At 49.7% G+C, this 21,809-nt stretch carries 23 protein-coding genes; 15 read left to right on the forward strand and 8 right to left on the reverse strand.

Going from position 1 to position 21,809, the window contains the following annotated elements:
- From CHB92_RS23135 to CHB92_RS23145, 3 genes are all read right to left on the reverse strand, one after another.
- The coding region (locus CHB92_RS23135; protein WP_444850686.1) for a leucine-rich repeat domain-containing protein at nucleotides 1-1,865 on the reverse strand (1,865 nt) is incomplete at its 3' end.
- 76 nt (nucleotides 1,866-1,941) lie between these two features.
- Nucleotides 1,942-5,178, reverse strand: a complete 3,237-nt coding sequence (locus tag CHB92_RS23140) for an RHS repeat domain-containing protein (protein WP_218824304.1) — start codon at nucleotides 5,176-5,178, stop codon at nucleotides 1,942-1,944.
- A gap of 1,699 nt (nucleotides 5,179-6,877) precedes the next feature.
- Complete coding sequence (locus CHB92_RS23145) at nucleotides 6,878-7,171, reverse strand: glycosylhydrolase-like jelly roll fold domain-containing protein (RefSeq protein ID WP_106219224.1); 294 nt, start codon at nucleotides 7,169-7,171, stop codon at nucleotides 6,878-6,880.
- A gap of 208 nt (nucleotides 7,172-7,379) precedes the next feature.
- Between CHB92_RS23145 and CHB92_RS23150 the strand changes: the two genes are divergently transcribed.
- Both CHB92_RS23150 and CHB92_RS23155 read left to right on the forward strand, forming a co-directional pair.
- Entirely contained in the window at nucleotides 7,380-7,844 is a 465-nt protein-coding gene (locus CHB92_RS23150; RefSeq protein ID WP_089321618.1) for a hypothetical protein, read from the forward strand.
- A 76-nt stretch (nucleotides 7,845-7,920) separates the two neighbouring features.
- Nucleotides 7,921-8,274 carry a hypothetical protein gene (locus tag CHB92_RS23155; RefSeq protein WP_089321619.1) on the forward strand — a complete coding sequence of 118 codons (354 nt, stop codon included), beginning with the start codon at nucleotides 7,921-7,923 and terminating at the stop codon, nucleotides 8,272-8,274.
- 105 nt (nucleotides 8,275-8,379) lie between these two features.
- Here the strand turns inward: CHB92_RS23155 and CHB92_RS23160 are convergent, their stop codons facing one another.
- Nucleotides 8,380-8,760: a T9SS type A sorting domain-containing protein gene (locus CHB92_RS23160; protein WP_089321620.1), complete on the reverse strand. Its 381-nt coding sequence runs from the start codon at nucleotides 8,758-8,760 to the stop codon at nucleotides 8,380-8,382.
- Between the two features lie 166 nt (nucleotides 8,761-8,926).
- On the opposite strand from CHB92_RS23160, the gene CHB92_RS23165 reads away from it, so the two are divergent.
- The 4 genes from CHB92_RS23165 to CHB92_RS23180 all read left to right on the forward strand — a co-directional run bounded on the left by CHB92_RS23165 (nucleotide 8,927) and on the right by CHB92_RS23180 (nucleotide 12,287).
- A complete protein-coding gene (locus tag CHB92_RS23165; RefSeq protein WP_089321621.1) occupies nucleotides 8,927-10,042 on the forward strand; it encodes an NAD(P)/FAD-dependent oxidoreductase in 1,116 nt (371 codons plus the stop codon).
- A gap of 184 nt (nucleotides 10,043-10,226) precedes the next feature.
- Nucleotides 10,227-11,348 (forward strand): type III polyketide synthase, encoded by a 1,122-nt coding sequence (locus CHB92_RS23170; RefSeq protein ID WP_089321622.1) that lies wholly within the window; start codon nucleotides 10,227-10,229, stop codon nucleotides 11,346-11,348.
- A complete protein-coding gene (locus tag CHB92_RS23175) occupies nucleotides 11,329-12,030 on the forward strand; it encodes a methyltransferase domain-containing protein (protein WP_089321623.1) in 702 nt (233 codons plus the stop codon). The genes CHB92_RS23170 and CHB92_RS23175 overlap by 20 nt, the downstream gene beginning before the upstream one ends.
- Nucleotides 12,031-12,080: 50 nt before the next feature.
- On the forward strand, nucleotides 12,081-12,287 hold the full coding sequence (locus tag CHB92_RS23180; protein ID WP_089321624.1) for a hypothetical protein: 207 nt from the start codon (nucleotides 12,081-12,083) through the stop codon (nucleotides 12,285-12,287).
- 12 nt (nucleotides 12,288-12,299) lie between these two features.
- On the opposite strand, the gene CHB92_RS23185 is transcribed toward CHB92_RS23180, so the two are convergent.
- Nucleotides 12,300-13,202, reverse strand: coding sequence for a histone deacetylase family protein (locus CHB92_RS23185; protein WP_089321625.1), 903 nt, complete (start codon nucleotides 13,200-13,202; stop codon nucleotides 12,300-12,302).
- A gap of 558 nt (nucleotides 13,203-13,760) precedes the next feature.
- Between CHB92_RS23185 and CHB92_RS23190 the strand changes: the two genes are divergently transcribed.
- The 3 genes from CHB92_RS23190 (at nucleotide 13,761) to CHB92_RS23200 (ending at nucleotide 15,883) form a co-directional block, all read left to right on the forward strand.
- Nucleotides 13,761-14,390, forward strand: coding sequence for a porin family protein (locus CHB92_RS23190; RefSeq protein ID WP_089321626.1), 630 nt, complete (start codon nucleotides 13,761-13,763; stop codon nucleotides 14,388-14,390).
- A 106-nt stretch (nucleotides 14,391-14,496) separates the two neighbouring features.
- Complete coding sequence (locus CHB92_RS23195; protein WP_089321627.1) at nucleotides 14,497-15,225, forward strand: YceI family protein; 729 nt, start codon at nucleotides 14,497-14,499, stop codon at nucleotides 15,223-15,225.
- Between the two features lie 115 nt (nucleotides 15,226-15,340).
- The gene (locus CHB92_RS23200) at nucleotides 15,341-15,883 is read left to right on the forward strand and encodes a DUF6992 family protein (RefSeq protein WP_089321628.1); all 543 of its coding nucleotides are present in this window, start codon (nucleotides 15,341-15,343) and stop codon (nucleotides 15,881-15,883) included.
- A gap of 82 nt (nucleotides 15,884-15,965) precedes the next feature.
- Here the strand turns inward: CHB92_RS23200 and CHB92_RS23205 are convergent, their stop codons facing one another.
- A complete protein-coding gene (locus tag CHB92_RS23205) occupies nucleotides 15,966-16,523 on the reverse strand; it encodes a type 1 glutamine amidotransferase domain-containing protein (RefSeq protein WP_089321629.1) in 558 nt (185 codons plus the stop codon).
- Between the two features lie 116 nt (nucleotides 16,524-16,639).
- On the opposite strand from CHB92_RS23205, the gene CHB92_RS23210 reads away from it, so the two are divergent.
- Nucleotides 16,640-17,140 (forward strand): TlpA disulfide reductase family protein, encoded by a 501-nt coding sequence (locus CHB92_RS23210; RefSeq protein ID WP_089321630.1) that lies wholly within the window; start codon nucleotides 16,640-16,642, stop codon nucleotides 17,138-17,140.
- 11 nt (nucleotides 17,141-17,151) lie between these two features.
- Nucleotides 17,152-17,784 carry a thioredoxin family protein gene (locus CHB92_RS23215; protein ID WP_089321631.1) on the forward strand — a complete coding sequence of 211 codons (633 nt, stop codon included), beginning with the start codon at nucleotides 17,152-17,154 and terminating at the stop codon, nucleotides 17,782-17,784.
- Nucleotides 17,785-18,074: 290 nt separating this feature from the next.
- On the opposite strand, the gene CHB92_RS23220 is transcribed toward CHB92_RS23215, so the two are convergent.
- Nucleotides 18,075-18,455 carry a hypothetical protein gene (locus CHB92_RS23220; protein ID WP_245842848.1) on the reverse strand — a complete coding sequence of 127 codons (381 nt, stop codon included), beginning with the start codon at nucleotides 18,453-18,455 and terminating at the stop codon, nucleotides 18,075-18,077.
- A gap of 279 nt (nucleotides 18,456-18,734) precedes the next feature.
- Here CHB92_RS23220 and CHB92_RS23225 point away from each other — a divergent pair, with 279 nt between their 5' ends.
- The 4 genes from CHB92_RS23225 to CHB92_RS23240 all read left to right on the forward strand — a co-directional run bounded on the left by CHB92_RS23225 (nucleotide 18,735) and on the right by CHB92_RS23240 (nucleotide 21,383).
- A complete protein-coding gene (locus tag CHB92_RS23225) occupies nucleotides 18,735-19,352 on the forward strand; it encodes a C40 family peptidase (RefSeq protein WP_089321649.1) in 618 nt (205 codons plus the stop codon).
- Between the two features lie 213 nt (nucleotides 19,353-19,565).
- Nucleotides 19,566-20,117, forward strand: coding sequence for a YkvA family protein (locus CHB92_RS23230; RefSeq protein WP_089321632.1), 552 nt, complete (start codon nucleotides 19,566-19,568; stop codon nucleotides 20,115-20,117).
- An 11-nt stretch (nucleotides 20,118-20,128) separates the two neighbouring features.
- Nucleotides 20,129-20,389 carry a hypothetical protein gene (locus CHB92_RS23235; protein ID WP_089321633.1) on the forward strand — a complete coding sequence of 87 codons (261 nt, stop codon included), beginning with the start codon at nucleotides 20,129-20,131 and terminating at the stop codon, nucleotides 20,387-20,389.
- 253 nt (nucleotides 20,390-20,642) lie between these two features.
- Nucleotides 20,643-21,383: a M48 family metallopeptidase gene (locus tag CHB92_RS23240; protein WP_089321634.1), complete on the forward strand. Its 741-nt coding sequence runs from the start codon at nucleotides 20,643-20,645 to the stop codon at nucleotides 21,381-21,383.
- A 170-nt stretch (nucleotides 21,384-21,553) separates the two neighbouring features.
- On the opposite strand, the gene CHB92_RS23245 is transcribed toward CHB92_RS23240, so the two are convergent.
- A complete protein-coding gene (locus CHB92_RS23245) occupies nucleotides 21,554-21,808 on the reverse strand; it encodes an acyl carrier protein (RefSeq protein ID WP_089321635.1) in 255 nt (84 codons plus the stop codon).
- Nucleotide 21,809: the final 1 nt, after the last annotated feature.

Genomic DNA, 21,809 nt, shown 5'->3' on the forward strand with positions numbered 1-21,809 from the left:
CGCTGCCACTGGTAGAGGTTCCGGGTCCCCCCCGTCACAGCCCTGAGCTCCAGGGGCTGGCCCGCGGTGAACCCCAGCGTGTCCGGGGCGGGGATGTCGTTCTGGGGGCTGTAGGTGAAGGTGCCGATGGCGCTGGTGCCCGCCCCCGTCATGTTGGGCTCGATGGCCCCAAAGCCCAGCCGGTTGTCGTCCACCCCCAGGTAAAGGGAGCCGGCCGAGGGGCTGGCGCTGAAGTCGGCCATGCCCGTGAACTGGTTGCCCTCCGCCCCTAGATAAGACAGGTAAGTAAGTGAGGCAAGGGAGGCGGGCAGCTCCCCGGAGTGGGCGTTGCCGCTCAGCCACAGCTCAGTCAGGTACTCCAGGTTGCCCAAGGAGGCCGGGACAGCGCCTGAAAGGCCGTTGTCGCCCAGGTAGACGTAGGTCAGCCATGGCAGGTTCCCCAGCGACTCGGGGATGGCGCCCGAGAGGCTGTTGACGTGAAGGTACAGGTGCTGCAGGCTCGTCATGTTACCCAGAGAGGATGGAACAAGGCCAGTGAATGCGTTGTGGTTCAGCCCCAGCTGCTTGAGGGCCGAAAGGCCGCCCAGCTCGGAGGGAATCGCCCCAGAGAGGTTGTTGTTGTTAAGGTAGAGGTGCTCAAGCGAGGAAAGACTGCTTAACTCTGCTGGTATGCTGCCCGAGAGGCTGTTGCGGTCCAGGTATAGGTAAACCAGGGAGGAGAGGTTGCCCAGGGCACCTGGGACAGAGCCCGAGAGAGCATTCTCGTTAAGGGCCAGCTCCTGCAGGCTCGTAAGGTTCCCGATAGAGGCGGGGATGTCACCCGAGAGGCTGTTGGCGTTCAGGTAAAGGGCCGTGAGCGAGGAAAGGCTGCCAAGCGAGTCGGGGATACTGCCTGAAAGGCTGTTATGGTCCAGGTAAAGCCCCTGCAGGTAGTAAAGCCTGCCGAAGGACTCCGGGATAGTCCCCGTCAGCGCGTTGCGGTGCAGGTAGAGCTGCTGGAGGTAGTACAGGTTTCCGAGGGCCGGGGGCAGTGCCCCTGAGAGGCTGTTGTGGTTGAGGTAGAGGTGCCGCAGGTAAGGTAGGCTTCCCAGCTCGGCGGGTATGCTCCCCGACAGGTTGTTTTTGTCCAGGTACAGGTAGTTCAGGTACTCCAGGCTTCCCAGGGAGGAGGGGACAGTCCCGACAAGATTGTTGCCCGAGAGGGAGATGCTAGTGATATCACCGCTGGTCACCGTTATACCGTGCCAAGTGCCGAACTCGGCGCTGGTGGTGCCCTGCAGCCAGTTCGTCTTGTTGGTCCAGCCGGCCCCGCCAGCGCTGTCGTAGAGATCGCGGAGGGCCTGCAGCTCCACGGCGTCAGGCACCAGTCCCTCGGCGTAGCTTACCGCCGTAGCCTCGTCCCCTGCCATGGGGCCGGAGCCCGCCGACCCGAAGTCCTCCTGCGGCGGGGGCGCCATCTCCCAGGGCTTCTCGCTCTGCGCCAACTGGGACATGGCCTCCTCCCTCTGCCGCTGCTGGCGCAGGCTTATCCGCTGCTCGACCTCCTTCTCCCTTTCCGATAGCATCAGCGAGTCGCGCGAGCGCAGGTAGGCCCGCACGCCCTGCTCCCAGCCCAGGCGCCTGCCTGGCCTGTCTTTCTGCGGGTGCAGGTGCCTTGCCCGCAGCCTCAAGAGCTCAGCCTCCAGCTCAGGGGATTGGGCCCTGCCCTGCGCCAGAATGTAGCTTAGGGGAAGCAGCAGGGTCAAGAGGAAAAAGAGGAAGAAAGGGGCAAGCGCTCCCCTGCCGCGGCTTTTGCGCCCGGACGGTCGCTGCGGGGCTAAAGTAAGGGCGCGGGAAACTGTTGAGAAAACGCAATAACGTTTCATATCGATACCTTTTGGGTGATGGATGCCTTTGCCCACCCCCTTCTCTGCTGGGGCGGGCGGTTAAAGAAAAAGAAGTTTATTGTCCGGCGTAGTGGTACTCGTAGCTGTTGAGCACATTGCCCTCGTGGTCCTTGACGGCCTTCAGCCGGCCAAAGGAGTCGTACACGTAGTAGGTGGTCCTGCCGTTTGCGTCCGTCGAGGAGGTCATCCCCACCAAAGGATCATAGATGTAGGTGGTCATTTGTGCATCTGCAGGACAGATGCGAAGATTATCGAACCAGACATCTCCTAAACCATTGTTATCCAACCGTAGCGTAAGCTTTACCACGTCTGCCGGTACTTGAACCTCCTTCTCTATGTAAACCCACTTTCCTGTAGTGTTGGTACTCGTAAAGTCAGCGTAGGAGAAGAGCTCTGTCTCTCCACCACGCTTCATGTAAAGGTGAATGTCGGCACTAGGCCCATTGCTGTACACCCACCCTGAATAGCGAAATATTTTAGGAGCAGACAAAGAAAAATTTAACCACCTATCTCCTATTTGCACTTTTTCTTCTCCGGAAGAACTACTTATCCTGCCTGATACCCGTCCAGCTTGGCTTCGGTTCTCATCGTAGGAAATGTTGCTTCCCCATGCAGTTATTTCTTCGAAGCTATCAAAGAAGAGTTCATTATAGTTTGCATGCTTGGCCTCTGCTATAACATATTGCGCATCATACCCCCAAAGGTATGAGATGGGTACCTTACCTTCCCTATGAAACTGCAAAAGGTTGCCGTTACGCTCGTCATGTTTATCGAAAAAAGTCACGCGCGGCAAGCTTGTAGCACTGGTGTATTCCGAAATATTCTTCTCCAATATTCTACTCCCTACATATCCGAAAGCCTTTGAAAAGTGAGATACCTGCTCAAAAGTATCTGTACCATAGCTTCTGTTATATTTGGTTTCACCAACTACCTCAGAAGGCCTACCTGCGCTCATTAACAAACCATACTCGGTGGCGTCACTGTTCCATGGGTAACTATAGGCTACCTTTACTTCCCCTCTTGAACTCGCTGTTAAAGTGCTCGTGACAAGATTATAAGTAGAATCGTAACTGTAGGAAGTACTTGTTGCTATATTGCCGGTGGTAGTAAACAAAGTTTCTTTAGTACTAGAAAGAAGAGTCTCTACATCAAAGATAGGATAGTAGCCAACAAGATTCTGAGCTTGGTATGTATATGGACAGACACTGTCACCACAGTTGGACAATTGATAAGCCAGCCCCCCGTGACTAAATATTCGGGCTCCGTGGCGTACCATCGACCGTACGTTCATGTACTCCTTTTCAACTAACTTGACACTATCCCCATCCTCGTTAAAAAACGTCACGGATTTAATGGAGCCATTCTCTGGAAAGTTTATGTTTTTGAAGGCAGGTAACGTGGCGCTCATTTGAGAAAAGTGTCCGTAGCTGTGCGTTACAATATCAGGACTATTATGAAATATAGTCTCAGTACGCCCCTTTCCCGAACCGTTAGATGAGATTTCCCGCCTCGTTACTTTCCCGTAACCGACCCCGCTTAGCGAACCGAAGGGGTTAGCTGAAAACATCCCACTGGCATTACTTTCATTTATTTGAAAGTCATAAATGAGCATTTTGTTTTCCGTACTCGTGATGTCAACTGTTTTCACATTGTACTGCCGAAAAATGTCCATTGGAAGGATAGCCTTGCCGTTCCCGTAATGGTAGACGGTTTCCTTCAGCTTCTCATCGTCCAAGTCTAAGTACTTGATAGAGGCTATCCGCAAGCCAAGCCCATGGGACACCTGATTAGTGGTTACATTATAATCTGGTACCCAGTAACTATCGAACTCATTCAACTCATAGTTAAAGACTGCTTTGCCTCCGGTAGGGTAGGTTATTTCCTCCAGCACACCTGCCTTGACATAAAAAAGGTTGGCCGACATGTTGTTACCATTGTCTGGTTGTCCCTCTAAGGAGGTTAACCTATTCTTAAATCGATATGGGTTAGGTACAACAGAATTGTTAGAAAGCTGCCCGTTATAGTACCCCCAATAGTCCCTTGCAAAAGAGTTCTTCTTCGGTAGTGGAGTTTCATTATACTTGAACGTATGTTGCGTACCATTGTCTTCCTGTACCGAAAGGAGTTTAAGCCTTAACATGGGTAGCTTTAAGCCGTACTGTTCTTCCTCCGGAAAATGATAACCGTTCCCTCCTACAGAGCTTGCATCAAAGTAAGAGTGGTTAAGCTTAAATACTTTCACCGTTTCTGACGCCCTCACTTTCACACTGTCTAGAGCCCTCGTACCAGCCATGTCCTGCCTTGCTACCGTTGTAAAAGTTACACTGCCTTTAGGAAAGGTAATTGAGGCTGGATACAAAAACGTTTCTCTGGAATAGGCAGTAGTGGTAAAAACACCCTCAGAGTTCACAGGGATAGTTTGCCCCACAAGTCCTCTCACAGGTCCAGTGGTCTGATAACTTGATCCGAGGTAAGTTGGCTTTTGTTGCTTCTGAAAGAACTTAGGATAGCCCTCTACTGCCAGAGTCTGTGCCCTGCTATAAGTGATACTTATTTCTTTCTTGTTCTTAGTCACAATGCTTGTGAGCATCCACATCTTGATAGATGTGTGCCAGGATGTGGGGTAAACAGCCGTAAAGTTCTCACTTGCTCCTCTCGATTCGATGACGCTCTTTTCCTCAAAGTGAAACTGCTCGCCGGCAGGTGTTGTGATAAGCCATCTATCGTCTTGGTAGGATACCTGATAACCTCTCTTATTCAGTACCACCCACTCCCCACTTCGAAAGTCCCGAACCATATTAAGGGAGTGACCAAGGAAGTTAGCCTTGAACACATCGGGCTCAGAGTCTACATCCTCACTTGTAAAAAGAGTCTCTCTCTTGGTTTCATAATCACCGTTAACAGGTACATAGTAACCTGTTGCTATTTTATAACCGTGAGCGGGAGTGGGTTCATACACCTCTACAGGGCTGCTCCAACCTTGACCATCAGTTGAATAAGGCCAATTATAACGTAAAGGCAGTTCCTCTACTAACGGTGTGCTATAGAAGTCGGGCAGCATTTGTACCCTGGTCCTGTTAGTCACATTTAGATAGTCATCTACATCATTAACAGTTTGAATAACACTACCGAAACTTAAATTCCAGCCAAGCCCTATCCAACTTGCCTCCTCGTCCACACGCACTCCTCCTGCATGGTATGATAAAGTAATAGGAAGCGTTACCCCATCCACCTCAATTTGATACAGTGGGACAGAAATGCTGGGAATACCTGTATATTCGCTAACAGGCAAGTCATCATACTTTAAAAACTGGTAAGCGGTTGGAGAAGTCGGAGCAAAGTTATCAAGATTGTTCGTAGACTGTCCCCTTGCTTGGAATACTACAAGCATAAGAATAAGAAAGCAGAAGTAAAGCTTGCTCATATATTGTTCTTCTTAAAAAAAGTTAACTAATCTTTTCTATAGATGTAGCGCTAAATTCCCCTTTAGGAATGCGTGAAGACAATGCTCGTCTATTTAAGATAAGCTGAAAGGTTATATCATGTATTTAGCAGTACAGCAGGAACCATCAGCAACTTGCCACGTCCATTTGCTATGGAATACTTGTAGAATGTTCTTATAATGCGATTTAAACCCTAAATGAATAAGAGGTTTATTATACAATTAATCGCCCTTTGTGAGTAAGATTTACGGCTCAATGCTCTATAATAAATTTATATATCATTATATATACGTACCTATATAGTTCATATAGGGTTACAAAAAAGTTCATCTTTCTTTCTTGCTATTAATAGTTTTTGGGCATCCTGTTTACCTGTTCTCTTCCTTAAGCTTATACAAGTACTTGACACTGAATAAAAATTAGATAATAAGGCGTAATAGACATCACCTAAACGAAAAGTAGCATGTACTATTAATAGCACATACACCAACTAAAACAAACAGGAAAAAACATGAAACACCGCTTGTCTATAATGTTTTAAGTACCACTAGAATCGAGAGGGTCTAGTGGATGAGGAAAAGGAAGGAGGCCCTGCTGGCTGACAAGTGGGTGTATTCGGCAGCAGCAGGATAGAGAGAAGGCGCTGCCCTTTGGAGAATCGCCTGGAGCTGCTGGACGAGCTGGGGGTTGGCCCGAGTTGAAGTCAGTGGTGACGAAGGAGAGCTAATGCGAGAAGAACGGGAAAACAATTACCGAGACGTACTTTTACCTCAGCAGCCTGAAGGCTACACCAGCAGAGTTCAACAAGCTGGTGCATAACCACTGGAGCATTGTAAACCGATAGCACTGGCGGCTGGATAAAGCTTCTGGAAGGACATCTCCCGCTCTAGGAAAGGGAATGCACCGCAGAATATGGCAACCGCCAGAAAGCTAGCACTCCAGCTGCTGGCATAGGTGCAGGACAAGCAAAGCATGAAGAACAGAAGAAAAAAGATAGATGGCTGGAACGACAAGTACCTCTTAGAGGTAATAAAGGGAGTGTTTAAATACGTTGAAAAGGTTGAATATAAGCGATTAACACTTTACCTTTAGACATTAATACTTGCAGTCGGATAAAGCAAAGAAGTGGTGCGTGATTCGGTGAGTTAAAGTATTTAGCACCACATAAAGTATTGACAATAAAGGCTATTTATCAGCGAGTTAGATTCCTGGCAAGGCCACAAAAAAAGCCCCTATTGTATATAGGGGCTTTTTAATTTAATGCTTAAGCTTTCAAATCGCTACATCAAAGCTGTTTTACTATCCGCTTCTCAGAAGATAAGTTATGCGTTAGCACCTATGTAACCTGTGTTCTTAGCTTTTTGAAAAGTACTCGGGTGATGGTTTCTGAAAGGCTGGTCGTAACACCACTGGTCCTACCAAGCTGGATTCCAGTAAGGGAGAGTCTTCGGTGTAGTGTTGCCAGGTGGTAAAGGCGCCCCCTGCCGTTGTCTGACTTCGGTTTGCCCTCCCTGTGCCATTCCGGCAAGGACTGTATGGCACCGCCGCTCAGGCTGGCGAATCCGCTTCCTCCGGCACAGGGGTATAATCGTACACATCCGGCAGCTGTGCATCGCCAATCAGGCGGTTAGGCCACAGGTTCGTCACCCTCACTTCCAAATTGTTTGATCCCGCTCTTACGGCATTCGTTACGTCTACCAGGTAAGGGCGCTTCCAATGGATCCCCAGGTCTTTTCTGTTCACCAGCACCTGCCCTAGGTCCAGAAACAGACGCCGGTCCATGTTCTTTGGAGCAGCTATCGCATAAGGCTGTATAGCCAGTTGCCCACAACCCATGGGCATAGTAGTTGAAAGCTGCCATACCGGGGGGGCTGAAAAACACTGCCAGTCTTTTGTGCCCCCAGCGCGCCCACAAGAGAAGATAACAACCCAAAGGCCCCCTAATAAAAGCGACATTTCTTCCGTTACGCATAACCTTAACTCTGTTTCAGGGTAATTACCTAGTGCAAGCCGTTCATCTGGTTTGCGAACTGTACAAGAATAGTTTGCCATGAAATTAATCGACCAAGGCCTTACACCGACAAAAGCCCTGATATCCTGCTTAGAGGATTACTTTGAGCCTGAGAACTTACACGAGACAGAGAGGCGCAGGACCCCGCGAAAGTTTGAACTGATAGAGAACATTCGGGGTAGGTGGACAATTGGCTTCGAAGGTGTGCCAGACCCTAAGGTACTGGTATGCATCTTCGCCTTTTTTGAAACGGACCAGTGCCGCGACGGGATATCTAAATTAATATTTAACCATGGCACGCCGGAAGCAGTAACGTTTGAGGATGTTGCTGGTAGCTTAAGAGGAGAGTTTGGAGAAACAATGGCGCAGGCAATCAGCTTTGCGGCCAAAGAAGCAAAGAAGAGAAGTGAGGAAGACGCTGTTCCCCGCTTCTATTCCCTTAGCCACACGAGGGAAAATCCTCCGTTCAACCTACAGATGACGAATCTAGGACGACTCTATTAGAAGCTTTTAAAAGAAATTACCGTAGACAAATGATGCATAAAGCATTTTACACCTTGCAGTATACCACCACTCATAGATGAAACAACTCCTGACACCTCTTCTTTTTGTAGTTCCCTTAACCATCACTTCCTGTGGCGCTAACAATGATGCAGTAGATGAAGCTGAGATGGCATCCACGCCTGTTGCGGAAGAAGAAAGCGTAAGGCTGCCGGCCGATGTGCTCTATGCTACAAAACCGCTTATCAATGGAAAGCTCTACAACCACCCTGACTTTGACAGTAAAGTGGTCGCCTACTTTGACACGGCACAGCAGATTCAGGTGCTGGATGCCTCAGATAATGTATTTGTGAGGGCGCGCCTACAACAGGATACCAGCCTGCAGATAGGCTACCTGCCCAAAGCTATACTACCAGAGCGAAACAAAAAGTAAACCTTGCCTCACTTTCCTTCTTATCTTTTTATACTGAAGCCCCACAAACAAAAGCGGCAGCCCCTTTCGGGTGGCCACCGCTCTATTTTTAGCTGTTTAACTTATCTATTTCACTACAACACGCCTAACGGTACTGAACTTGTCGGCCTCCAACTTTACATAGTACAGGCCTTTGGCAAACCTGTTCAAGTCCACTGTCTTCGACACACCGGCATCGGCACCCGCCAACGTTTCGCTGTATATCTCGTTACCGATAACATTCATGATGCTTAGCTTCACTTCTGAGGCACGCAGGTTAGAGACAGAAACCGTAAACACGCCATTGCTAGGGTTAGGATAAATAGACACATCCTCATCGCGCTGCAGGTTAAGCGGTTTATCTCGTTCTTCCTGCTGCGAGGCCTGCACCTGAACCGGGTTCCGGGCTTGGGCCTGCACCAACAGCACAGACAGAGAAGCAAAAAGCAGAAGTATAAATTGTTTCATATAGTCTGTTCAGGATATTCTTATTCAAAACTTACAAAAGTTGTTCCACTTATCTAAAACGGCTGATATTATAAATTGTTCTTGTATTATAGCCCGAAAAACAAGCTGTTTACCAAAAAGCGCGTAATAACTTTTGTATAAAAAAAATATATAAACGGCAGATACAGTGGCAACGGACGTAGTAATAATTGGAGGCGGACTGGCTGGGCTGGTTAGTGCTCTAGGGCTGGCGAAGGCCGGGCTGGCGGTGACACTGGTCGAAAAAAAAGCTTATCCCTTTCATAAAGTATGCGGGGAGTACGTCTCAAACGAGGTGCTGCCTTACCTTCGCTCCCTCGGTGCCGATGTCGGCCCGCTTAAGCCCGCTAACATCCGGCACTTCCTGCTCTCCTCGCCCTCCGGTCATACCCTGCAGGCTCCCCTAGACCTTGGTGGCTTTGGCCTTAGCCGCTACACTTTTGACAACTACCTGTACGAACTGGCCCGAAAGCGGGGTGTAAACTTCTTGCTACAACAACAAGTGTTAGCCGTCACTTTTGAGGATGATGCGTTCGACATCGAGCTGTCTGGGCCGGAGAACCTACAGGCAAAAGTAGTGCTGGGGGCATTCGGCAAGCGCGCCAATCTGGACCGCCAACTTGAGAGGCCCTTTTTTAAGGTCCGCTCCCCTTACATAGGCGTTAAATACCACCTGCGGCACGACTTCCCGAAAGACTTGATCGCATTGCACAACTTTAAGGACGGCTATGCCGGTATTTCCGCTATCGAGGATAACCGTTACTGCTTCTGCTACCTGACTACCCGGCAAAACCTAAAGGAACACGGCAGCATACCGCGCATGGAGCAGGCCGTGCTGCACCGCAATCCGCACCTTCGGCAGATATTTGAGGAGGCGGAGCTCCTGTACGACCAACCGGAGGTCATCAATGAGATCTCCTTCTCCCCAAAAACCTGCGTAGAGAACCACATGCTGCTCTGCGGCGATGCGGCGGGCATGATCACACCACTCTGCGGCAACGGCATGGCCATGGCTATTCATTCGGGAAAGATTGCAACAGAGCACGTCCTGCACTACTTCCGGAACGGACACCACCGCCAGGAACTGGAAAAGAACTACGAGCAGGCCTGGAAGTCGCGGTTTAAAAAGCGCCTGCAACTCGGCCGTACTGTGCAACAGCTTTTTGGCAACCCCGTCCTTTCTGAGCTAGCCGTAAGATCCCTCAAGTACCTGCCCCCCGCCGTGCGCCTGGTCATGCGCCAGACCCACGGCAAGCCCTTCTAGGCCAGTACTGCTCCGCTTGTATCTTTCACCCGCTTATATCTTATCAGCTGTGGTATCCGTACTAAAGTGCAATACCCGCACGGCTTATTTGCTGCTGAATCAGTCCTAAAACCTTTCGTGTACAAATATGCTGCACCAGGTCTTCTGTGCATTTTGAGCAAGGGTAACACAAAAGAACATTAACATGAAGAGCTATATTTGCGCCATCGGCACAGCCAACCCACCCCATAAAATCCCACAGATGCAGATAGCGGATTTTATGGCTGCGGCGCTGCAGTTTGATGAGCGAGACACACGCAAGTTGAAGGCCCTGTACCGGGTCTCCGGCATTGGCCAGCGCTACACGGTCCTGGAAGACTATACCCGCCAGAACGGGGATTTTACCTTTTACCCAAATACTCCCTCCCTGGAACCCTTCCCCACGGTGCAACAGCGCATGGACCTGTACAAACAGCATGCGGTGGCGCTATCGGAACAGGCTATACAAGACTGCCTGGGCCAGGTTTCAGCTGTAGACCTACCGGACCTGACACACCTTATCACCGTGAGTTGCACCGGCATGTATGCCCCCGGCCTAGATATAGAACTAGTGGAGCGCCTTCAGCTCCCCACCACCGTGCAGCGCACTGCTGTAAATTTTATGGGCTGCTACGCTGCTTTTAACGCCATCAAGCTTGCCGACTCCATTTGCAAGGCCAACCCGGAGGCCAAGGTCATGTTGGTATGCACCGAGATCTGCACCATCCATTTTCAGAAGTACACCGAACAGGACCACCTGGTATCCAACGCTTTGTTTGGCGATGGGGCCGCCGCTGTACTCATGCAAGGGCAACCCTGCCAGGAGATAAGCCTGGAGCTACAGTCCTTTCACTGTGACCTGGCACCTGCAGGTAAACGGGAGATGGCTTGGCACATCGGCGACACGGGTTTCGAGATGACGCTCTCTTCTTATGTTCCGGACCTTATTAAGAAAGGCATTACAGAACTGACCGAGAAACTGCTAAGGGGGCTTAAAACAACTATGTCAGAAATAAAGCTCTTTGCCATACACCCCGGTGGCCGCCGCATATTAGAGGTAATTGAGCAGGAGTTGGGCATGAGCCGCGATGACAACAGGCACGCGTATAAAGTGCTTCGCGAGTTCGGGAACATGTCCTCAGCCACTGTGCTGTTCGTGTTGAAAGAGCTAATGGAGAACCTCACCCGGAAAGAGCAGAATGAGCCTGTGCTGAGCTTTGCCTTTGGCCCCGGCCTTACCCTGGAATCTATGCTATTAAAAGTGCACTATGCTGGAACAACGAAGTAACGAACCGGAGCTGATGGACGACCTCGCCTACTCGGGGGAGGAAATGCGGAAGACGCTGGACGAGCTGGAAATTATCAATACCCGGCTGGGTGGCTATAAGGTGGTGCTGAACGCCCTCGACCAATTGGCGACCAGGCACAAAGGCAGAACGCTGCACATCGCAGACATAGGCTGTGGCGGGGGCGACACCTTAAAGAACATGGCCAGGTGGGCAAAACACCAGAAAGTTCCTGTACTGTTAACCGGCATCGATGCGAACGACTACATTGTGCAGTATGCCCGCAAAGAATGTCAGGGGTATCCGAACATCGAGGTAAAGCAGTTTGATGTTTTTTCGGAGGGGTTCGCCCGGGAAGCGTATGATATCACCGTCTGCAGCCTTTTCTGCCATCATTTCACAGATAAGCAGCTTGTCCGGATGTTCCGGCAGTTGTACCAGCAATCCCGGCTTGGGGTCATCATCAACGACCTGCACCGGCACTGGTTTGCCTACTACTCCATTAAATACATTACGGCCCTGTTCTCTAACTCTGTGTTGGTCCGAAACGATGCGCCTCTGTCTGTATCACGCGCCTTTAAGCGGGACGAGATACAGCAATTAGTGAAGCAAGCAGGTATCAGCAAGTACTCCCTGCGCTGGATGTGGGCATTCCGCTGGCAACTGCTTTTACAAAAACGCTAACCCTTTGCAGGTACTCCTGCTGCCTCTCTTCTTAAACAAAGCATAAAAGTATGAGCAAACGATCGCACTTCTGGATACTTTTTATCGCCTCCGTTATTATCTCCGGCCTGATCATCACCGTCTTTGTAAAGGCACTCAAAGTCGTCCTGATGGTGATTCTGGTGCTGGCGTTAGCCCCCATCATCTACTTCCTGCTCAGGCTCCTTGTCCCCAAGGGGAGAAAAGACGATGCTGACAAACTTGACTCTGGTGAGTAGCCTGCCGGTTTGTTAAAAGAAGAGTTGTTGTGCCAGCCGAAAGGTGTTGGCATGCGCCTCTACAATGTGCGCGATCTGCCTGGAGTAGCCTCCGCCCATGCTTACCGCCACTGGCAACTTGTTTTTGCGGCATAGTTCCAGTACGGTTCTGTCCCGCTCCTTGCAGCCGTTAACCGTCATCCCCAACTTCCCCAGCTTGTCCGTTGCCAGCACGTCTACTCCGGACTGAAAGAACACATAGTCCGGCTGCTGCTCATCCAGTAGCCTGGGTAGTACCTCCTGTAAAAGCCTTAAATAAGTTTTGTCATCGGTGCCCTCTGCCAAGGGTAAGTCCAGATCTGAGTTCTCTTTATGGAAAGGGTAGTTATGGCCACAGTGCATGCTAAAGGTAAACACCCGGGGCTCCTGCTCAAAGATCTGCGCCGTACCATTGCCTTGATGCACATCCAGGTCCACGACCAGTACTTTTCTGATCTCTGTGTAGTTGAGCAGGTAATTAGCGGCGATGGCAATATCGTTCAGCAGGCAAAAGCCCTCCCCCCTGTCTGTGAAGGCATGGTGTGTGCCACCGGCTATGTTCATCCCGACCCCATTTTCCAGCGCAAACAAAGCCGCCTGCACCGTCCCGTTCATGATCACCACTTCCCGGTTCACCAAGTCCTCTGACAGCGGGAAGCCCGTTCTGCGAATTTCCGATGCCGATAGCTCCAACCGGCGCAGGCGCTGCCAATAATTGGCAGCGTGTGTATCTAAGATGAAGCGCTCCGGCAAAGGCTCCGGCGCAAAGAGATTCTCTTCTGTGATCGTACCTTCATATAGTAGCTGCTCAGGCAGCAGGTCATACTTAATCATCGGGAAGCGATGCCCCTCAGGCAAGCTGTGTGCGAACTTTTCAGACCAGGCGATTTTTAGCATAGCACAAAACTAACAATTAAACAGGGTCACAGGTTTAAACAAGGCAAGCGTCGCCGTTCCTGCTAAAGGAAACAACCTACAAACAGTACAAAAGCTAACACCTTTAGCACCGACATATGAAGAGGTGGATAAGTGTGGAAAGGTTCCCCACAATATCCACTTACCCCTGTTTTGCCTGTGGATAAATGTGGATAACTCTGTTAATTACACACAATTATCCACCATTTCGTGTGCACTACCTGCCATTTATGCCCAAATACCTCGACAATTTTATATTGCCGGCCACTAAAACCACGATTTAGCTAAAGATATTAACCAAAGCATTAACAATATATAGGGTTATCGGTATTATAGTTAAAGTGCCATTGTTCCCTTCTCCCACCATAAAAGCCTGTACCGGTCATCTCTCAGGCACCTGTACGGGTTTACTCCTGCTGTAGGACAGGTTAATACTTTGCAACATTTTACTACCCTGCTACAGTAAACAGGGCATAACCAGCAACTTACTCGCGCAGCCTAAACAGCACGGGGTGAGACGGCCCTAAGACAACAAGACACATGAAAAAGACGCTGCTACTCGCGCTACTGCTGTTGTGCTACCTTACCGGTTTTGCACAGCTAGAGGGCCCTACCGCTATCCGCCAGAACCACAACCTCTTCAGTGGGCTGGACGCCCCTAATGGTGGCATCGGGATAAAAGGGGGAGTGAGCTTTGCCAACGCCTACGGAAGCGATAAGGATAAATGGGGAGACGCATCCGGCCTTACAACGTTTCATGCCGGTATATATGCCCAGTTCTCCTTCGGAGAGTTCTTTTCCTTGCAACCGGAACTCCTGTACTCCCGCAAAGGCTTTGAGCGCAACGATTCTACCTTCCGCTTCGATTACCTGGAAGTACCTCTGCTGGCAGTTTTTAGCATCACCAATAACTTCAGTGTGCACCTGGGCCCACAGGCAGGCATCATGGTGGCGGCCAACCAAGGGGAGAAGGAGGTAGCTTTGGAGCCCTATAATACCTTCGACTATGGATTTGCCGCGGGGCTGGAGGGATATATCGGGCACTTCCGGCTAGGAACGCGCTATAGTATGGGCTTAGCTGACCTGCGAAAACTGGACAAGGGGGGCAACAGCCTAAACGAAGATGTCAAAAACGGGGTGATACAGGTTTACCTGGGTATTGGCTTTTAGGGCAGCGGCACCTTTGTAGCCTGTACGCAGCACCTCCACATCATTTTTCCGCCTCAGGCCGTACCATAAAGAAAACCAACTGGTAAGGTTAAACAACACGCACCCCATGGCAAAACGAACCCTGCCCTCGTGCATCATCCTACTGGGCATGCTTATAATAGCCCTCGCCTCCTGCGACACCACGATAAAGACAGATGAGGCAGTGATCAGCGCCCCCGTGGAGAAAAAGGAGGTAGTAAGGCCTTCGCATGTTTACGTGATAGACACCGCCCAAAGCGAGATAACCTGGATCGGCGCCAAGATGACAGGCCGCCATAATGGACTGTTTAACATCACGGAAGGAGAGCTTTATATGAAAGATAGCATGCTGTCCGGCGGCAACTTCCTGATTGACATGCTCAGCGTTCGCTCAGACGACAAGACCATAGACCAGGCTAGCAACGAAAAGCTTACCAAGCATTTACGGTCATCGGATTTCTTTGATGTAGAGAACCATCCCACTGCCATTTTTGAAGTGACGGAAGTCACCCGTTACGATAGCTTATTGCACCAGCCGGACAACAAGGCTCCAAAAAGCAAGTACAGCGAACTGCGCATCAAAGACCCTACCCATCGCATAACCGGCAACCTGACCATTAAAGGAGAAACTAAAAGCGTGTCGTTCCCGGCCAAGGTAACCCTGAAAAATAACCTGCTGCTGGCAAAGGCAAACTTTAACCTGGACCGCACCAAGTGGGGCCTGGTGTACCGGTCTGACCAATCGTTGGGAAACCAGACAATTTACCCCGAAGTTAACATTGGTATTAACCTGGTGGCCAAGCCTGCCCCGCGTTAACAGCATCCTTTTAACTGTTTAAGCCTGATCGACTCCTGCTACCAAGCCTACAGGGGAGGCCTTTATGCGAAACAGGCTTTTTACACGTTCCTACACAAAACCTGAACCGATAAGAATGAGAAAACTCCTGTGCCTGCTTCCGCTGCTACTGCTGACTTGGCCTGCCAGCGCCCAGGATGAACAAATCAACTTATTTAACGCACAGCAGGCATACATGCTACGGTCCGGTATGTTGGTTTTAGGGGGCTGGGCAATCGTGAACATCATGGTGGGCAGCTTTAAGCTGACCAAAGCCACGCGCAGCAGCAAGCGTTTTTTTCAGATGAACCTGTACTGGAACATTGTGAACCTGCTTATCGCCATAGGGGGCTTATATGCAGTGTCTTCAGGCAACGCACCCGGCATAAGTTTAGCGCAGGCACTGCAGCAACACGTGCTCTATAAAAAGATCCTTTACCTGAATGTGGGGCTAGACGTTAGTTACATGGTGCTGGGGGCTTACCTGCAGGAGCGCTCGCGCACATCGTACAAAACAGAGCAACTACAGGGTTGGGGACAGGCCATCGTGCTGCAAGGGCTTTTCCTGTTCCTGCTAGACCTGGTCCTGGTCGTACTCCTAGAATCCATCGCGGCCCAACTGTATGGCCTGATACCGTAGCGAGTCTGGCTCCTATCCTCAAACAGCGAAGGCCGCACCTGTTACTAACAAGTGCGGCCTTCTTTAGTTAAGTGCGGCTTTGCTAGCGGTTGTGCTTGCCTTCGGCAAACTCTTCTATCATCTTTTTGTTAAAGGCTGGAATATCATCCGGGTTACGGCTGGTAACAAGGCCATTGTCTACCACAACCTCCTGATCTACCCAATCAGCCCCGGCGTTTTTCAGGTCTGTTTTCAGGGTATGGTAACTGGTCATTTTTCTGCCTTTCACCTTCCCTGTTTCAATGAGCGTCCAGGGGCCATGACAGATAGAAGCCACCGGCTTTCCGGCCTCCATAAACTTGTTCACAAAGCTGACGGCCTCCTCGTTAACGCGCAGGTGGTCTGGGTTCAGCACACCTCCTGGCAACACTAACCCGTTGTAATCCTCTGCGCTTACCTCGCTTAGCTTTTTATCTACTTTAAAGGTGTCGCCCCAGTCGGTATGGTTCCAGGCCTTTATCTCGTCTTTCTTGTTCGGGGAGACAATGTGGGCCTCTGCTCCTTCGTCTTTCAATGCCTGAAGCGGCTTCGTTAGCTCTACCTGCTCAAAGCCCTCTTCTACTAAAATTGCGATCCTTTTTCCTTCTAATTTATTTCCCATTATTAAGTTTGCTTGTATGTTTAACAAAAGTTCGCTTTTAAATAACGGTTTAACCCTTAAATTGTTAATAACACGAAAGCGCAATAGGCCTTTCCTCTCTTTCGTGTTATAGACCCATGATAAAAACAGTCCTCCCCTCTGTAATCGCTGCTCTCCTGCTGGTTTGTACCGCTTCGGCCCCTGGCTTTGCGCAGGAGGTGGAAGTGATAAAATTCGACCAATTACAGCAATTACGGCAGCAACCTCACGATACCCTGTATGTGGTGAACTTCTGGGCTACCTGGTGCAAGCCCTGCATTAAGGAGCTTCCCTACTTCGAAGCGGCCAACGTCCTTTACAAAGACCAACCCGTGAAAGTAATTTTAGTAAGCATGGACGCTGCCGAAGACCTGGAAACACGCGTAAAGCCTTTTGTGCAAAAGCGTGGTCTGAAGGCTGATTTACTGCTGCTGGATGAGGTGGACGGAAACTCGTGGATAGACAAGTTGGAGCCCAAGTGGTCTGGCGCGATACCCGCTACCCTTGTTTTTAACAACAAGCGCAAGCAGTATGAGTTCGTGGAGAGCGAAATGACACAGGAAGAGCTAACCAAACTGATTGAAAAGTATAAACCATAACCTCCTCTTCTATGAAAAAACTGAATTTACCTTTCCTGTACATGGCTTGCCTGCTGTTGGTGGGGATGCTTTTTTCGGCCGTTCCTGCCAGTGATAACGGCTACCAGGTCGGCGACACTGCCCGCGACTTTAAGCTGAAAAACACCGATGGCAAGCTGGTTTCGATGGCAGATTACAAGGATGCCAAGGGCTTTATTGTCACTTTCACCTGTAACACCTGCCCCTATGCCATCGCCTATGAAGATCGCCTCATCGACCTGCACAACAAGTACGCCCCGAAAGGCTACCCGGTGGTTGCCATCAACCCCAACGACGTAAAGGTATCACCCAAGGACTCCTATCCTGACATGCAGCAGCGTGCGAAAGATAAGAAGTTTCCCTTCGCCTATTTACAGGACGAGACACAGGAGATCACCAAAGCCTATGGTGCCAGCCGTACACCACACCTGTACATCCTGCAAAAGCAAAAAGACGGTAGCCTGAAGGTTGCCTATATCGGCACGATAGACGACAATTACAAAGATGCCTCTGCTGTGCAAAAGAAATATGCCGAGGCGGCCCTGAATGACCTTGTACAGGGGAAACAGGTAAGCCAACCAAACACCAAAGCTATCGGCTGCACGATCAAATGGCGGGAGGCCTAGCACTTTTCGTGCTGACACAGGACTGCTGAGCAAAAGATAAAAGACTGTTCAGAATAAAAGAGGAAAGGCATTTTGAGTCTTTCCTCTTTTGTTTTTACCTGTAGTCCACTAGTTAAGAGATGGCAGAAAACAGGCCTTATGTACCGACCTGTACGGAAAGAAAGATCTCGATAGAAGTTAGCCTCCGGTACAGCGAGTAATAATGCATCAGCTCTTAGGCCCTTCCCCCCCTTTTCCCTTGTCTAGAAAGCCTTTGTCTTTTGTCATAAAGTCCTTCCAGCCGCCTGGCGCTAGTGCTTCCGCTTGCTGTCTGCTGGTAAGGGAACTCCCGAAGGGTCTATGGCACGGGCTGCTTTATGACTCGGGTTCAGGTGACGGCGGTGCTTCATCCCCTCCTTACGCGCCTCCACCTCATACTTGTTGTTGTAATACCCTACCCGCATCGACTCTACCAGGTACAGCCACAGGAACCGAAAAAAGCCATGCTCTCTGAACTGCCGGATGTGGCACAGCTCATGCGCCACCCATCCCTCATCTTTCAAAAAGGTCTCGCGACTAACACCGCTTAAATGTACCGTTTTGCCCAGTACCATGGCTACGTTTTTGCTCTTCAGTACCATCCGGGCAATACGGGCAAAAGGAGACCGTTCTACAACTTTAAAATCCATCATCTCACATTTTAACGCTCTAAATGATAAAGCGTACTTTTATTTAAGGCCGCGTTGTGGGCAAAAGCACACCAGCCTTTAGCATAAACCCCACATTTATAAGCAAATACAACAACTTTTATTTTGGTGCTCTCAACAATAGCACTTACATTTGCCCGCTGTTATAGCGCAGTAGCGCCTGATACAGTGCAAGTTGGCCCTCATAGCACGATTGAGGCCACTTTTAACACAAAAGGTGAAAAGCTTAGCCCTCTTTTACAGGTTAAGGACGAGCCAAACCCTATGACGAAATCTTTTATACTCAGTGCGCTGGCCATTTTATCACTGGCCCTGTCATTCTTCTACGAAATTAAGCCTGCCCGGTCGGCCACTCCCCCTGCAGCTACTTCTGCTGCCCCCGTTACGCCTTATGCCATTAACTCTGGCGAGGACATGGCCCGAACGCTGGCCCTGGACGTAGCAGCCGAAACAAGGGCCTCCGAAGCAGAGGAGTACTACATCAGAAAGCTGGACCTGCGCTTTAAAAACCCGGACTACATTAAGCTGGCCGAGACAGTTTCTAAATGGGTGGGCACTCCCTACCGCTACGGGAGTAGTTCCCGTAAAGGCACGGACTGCTCCGGCTTTGTCACGAGCATATACCGGGAGGTGTATGGGATAGACCTTAGCCGTAGCTCCCGCTCCATGTTTCAGGACGTGCAGCGCGTCCAAAAGGACAGCCTGCGCACAGGCGACTTGGTTTTCTTTCGCCGTGGCCCTAAGCAGCCGATCTTCCACGTGGGTATCTACCTTAAAAACAACAAATTCATCCACTCTGCTACAAGTGGCGGGGTAAAGGTAAGCTCTTTACGGGAGCCTTATTACCGCAACTATTTTTATGCGGCCGGACGTGTAAACTAAGTAGGCGAAAACGACATTCTGTAAAGCCCGGCACCTTACACCTGCCGGGCTTTTTGTTTTAGTTAAACCATAACAATTTTAGAGGCAGGAAGTATAGAAAGGTTACTGTTTGTTTTAAGCAAATTGCACCAGAATTCATTATTATAGCAGCAAGGCACTATAAGCCGGATCAAAAAACAGCCTGAACACATACTGTACAAGCACGTAAGAATTATGGAGAACAAGAACACAGAAGGTAAGAACGTAGCGCAAAGCCCCTTCTTTAAAAAGATACTGGAAAAAGCAGAGAACTACCTGAAGCACCCTTCGGAAGTAGCCAAACTTGTAAGCGAAGCGCTGAAAAAAGCTTCTGCCAAAAAGGGAGTGGGCGCTCTGGCAGGTGAAGTCTGGGAAAACCTGCAGCTACTGTCTCGCATGTTAAAGGCGGCCATGTCCGGCGAGTACAAGGGCATACCGGCTTCTACGCTGGTAGGTGGTATAGCCGTACTCATCTACTTTATCACCCCTATCGACTTAATACCGGACGTGATTCCGGTAATTGGCCTGCTGGACGATGCCAGCCTGTTAGCCTGGTTTATGGCTAGCATCAAGTCAGAACTGGACAAGTACAGGGAATGGGAAAAGACACGGCCGATTAAGGTGGACCCGGTAACGCAACAACCTGCCGAGGCCCATAACATGGACACCTCCTATGGCACCCCAAAATACAGCGATAGGTCAGAGGGCGACATACGCATAAAAACACAAGACGACTTTAGACAATAATCTGAATAGCTATGGAAACAGACAAGATGGGAATGGATAACACCGGTTGGGATAAGAAAGAGAAGAAAACGTTTAAGCAGCACAAAGGCGAGCAGGAGGAGCAGAAGAAGAACAAGCCGTCTCAACAGCACTCCTCGCAAGGGCATAAGACAGATGCGAAGGGCACAGTCACCAGCACCAGGGAGAAAACCCTGCGCTCTGCGACGACCGACAGTAGTCGTATACCGAAAAAGGAAACAGACGATAGGCCAACAGGCGGCAACAATCGCTAATTAACAAGGATCCAGACGGAGGGGGCTGCCTTGTGTAAAGGCAGCCTTTTTTTCGGAGCCTCTTCAGGCGCTGCATTCAGGCTTTCTGTGTGTGCCTGCAGCCCTAAAAAAGGATGTAAAAGTCTTAAGATATAGCACAATATAAATACAATTATTTATGCTAAATCTCACAAATCATTCATCTCCAGTGTTTTTTTAAGGAAATTATTCTCTATATTTGGCCAGATGATTTTGTACTTTAACATTTAGCCAATTGTCTTCATCATTTCTACGACTAACCTCCGTTAACCTGCACATTGATGGGATTGGGAAAGTGCTGTTCGAGCGAAGCGAAAAAGCGAAACGACTTAGTATTAGTGTTCGCCCCTTAAAAGGGATACGGGTAGCTGTTCCGCCACACATCAGCTTTGAGAAAGCTGAGCAGCTGATCTATACCAAGGCCGACTGGATACGGGAACACCAGTCGCGCATGCAACAGCAGGAAGAAAAGATAACGGTATACGATCACGAGAGCACTTTCACGACAAAGTATCATAAACTGCGCCTGCTAACGCACGCCCGCTATGACATGCGCTGCGTGATCCAGAGCGGATACCTCAACGTGTTTTATCCGGCTTTTAAGGACGTGCGCGACCCTGACGTACAAAAGTTCATCCGGAAATCGATTGAGGAGGCCTACCGCAAGGAGGCCAAGCAGTACCTGCCACAGCGCGTGGCTTATTTTGCTGAGAAGTTTGGCTTTGAGTACCAGAACGTGTTCATCAAAAATGCCAAGTCCAGGTGGGGCAGCTGCTCACACACAAATAACATTAACCTGAACTTACACCTGATGCGCCTGCCCGATGCCCTCTGCGACTATGTGATCCTGCACGAACTGGCACACACGGTAGAGAAAAACCACGGCCCCGACTTCTGGTCGCTGCTGGACAGCGTTTGCGGGAACGCCAAGGGACTGGATAAGAAGCTGAAAGCTTATCGTATTTCTATCTTTTAAAGGCTACCTTATCGAGAATACACCTACTATAAACACACTTTATTAAGAAAATAACAAACAAGAGCAGCAGGTACTACCGTATTGCCCTGTTTATTATAAGCAAATCATAAAAAAGGCGGGGAGCATGCTCCCCGCCTTCCTGTTTCTATAGGTTTTACTACAAATTTATACTAGCTGGCCTTTCGCAACGAGTTAGCGGCGACATAGTCTATAAAGTCCCCCACTGTGTCAATCGGCACCTCATCCGGAATCGTGATATGGAAGTTCTTTTCCAGCTCCAGAATTATATCCACCAAGTCTACTGTATCAAAGCCAAAATCCTGAAATAAACGCTTCTCAGCTTGTAAGCGATCAGGTTTTATCTTCTTGGTTCTGCTAATGACACGGATAACCTCCTGTTCAATAGCGTTATTTGTTATAAGCATA

It is taken from the genome of Pontibacter ummariensis, assembly GCF_900188175.1.
Classification (GTDB): Bacteria; Bacteroidota; Bacteroidia; order Cytophagales; family Hymenobacteraceae; genus Pontibacter; species Pontibacter ummariensis.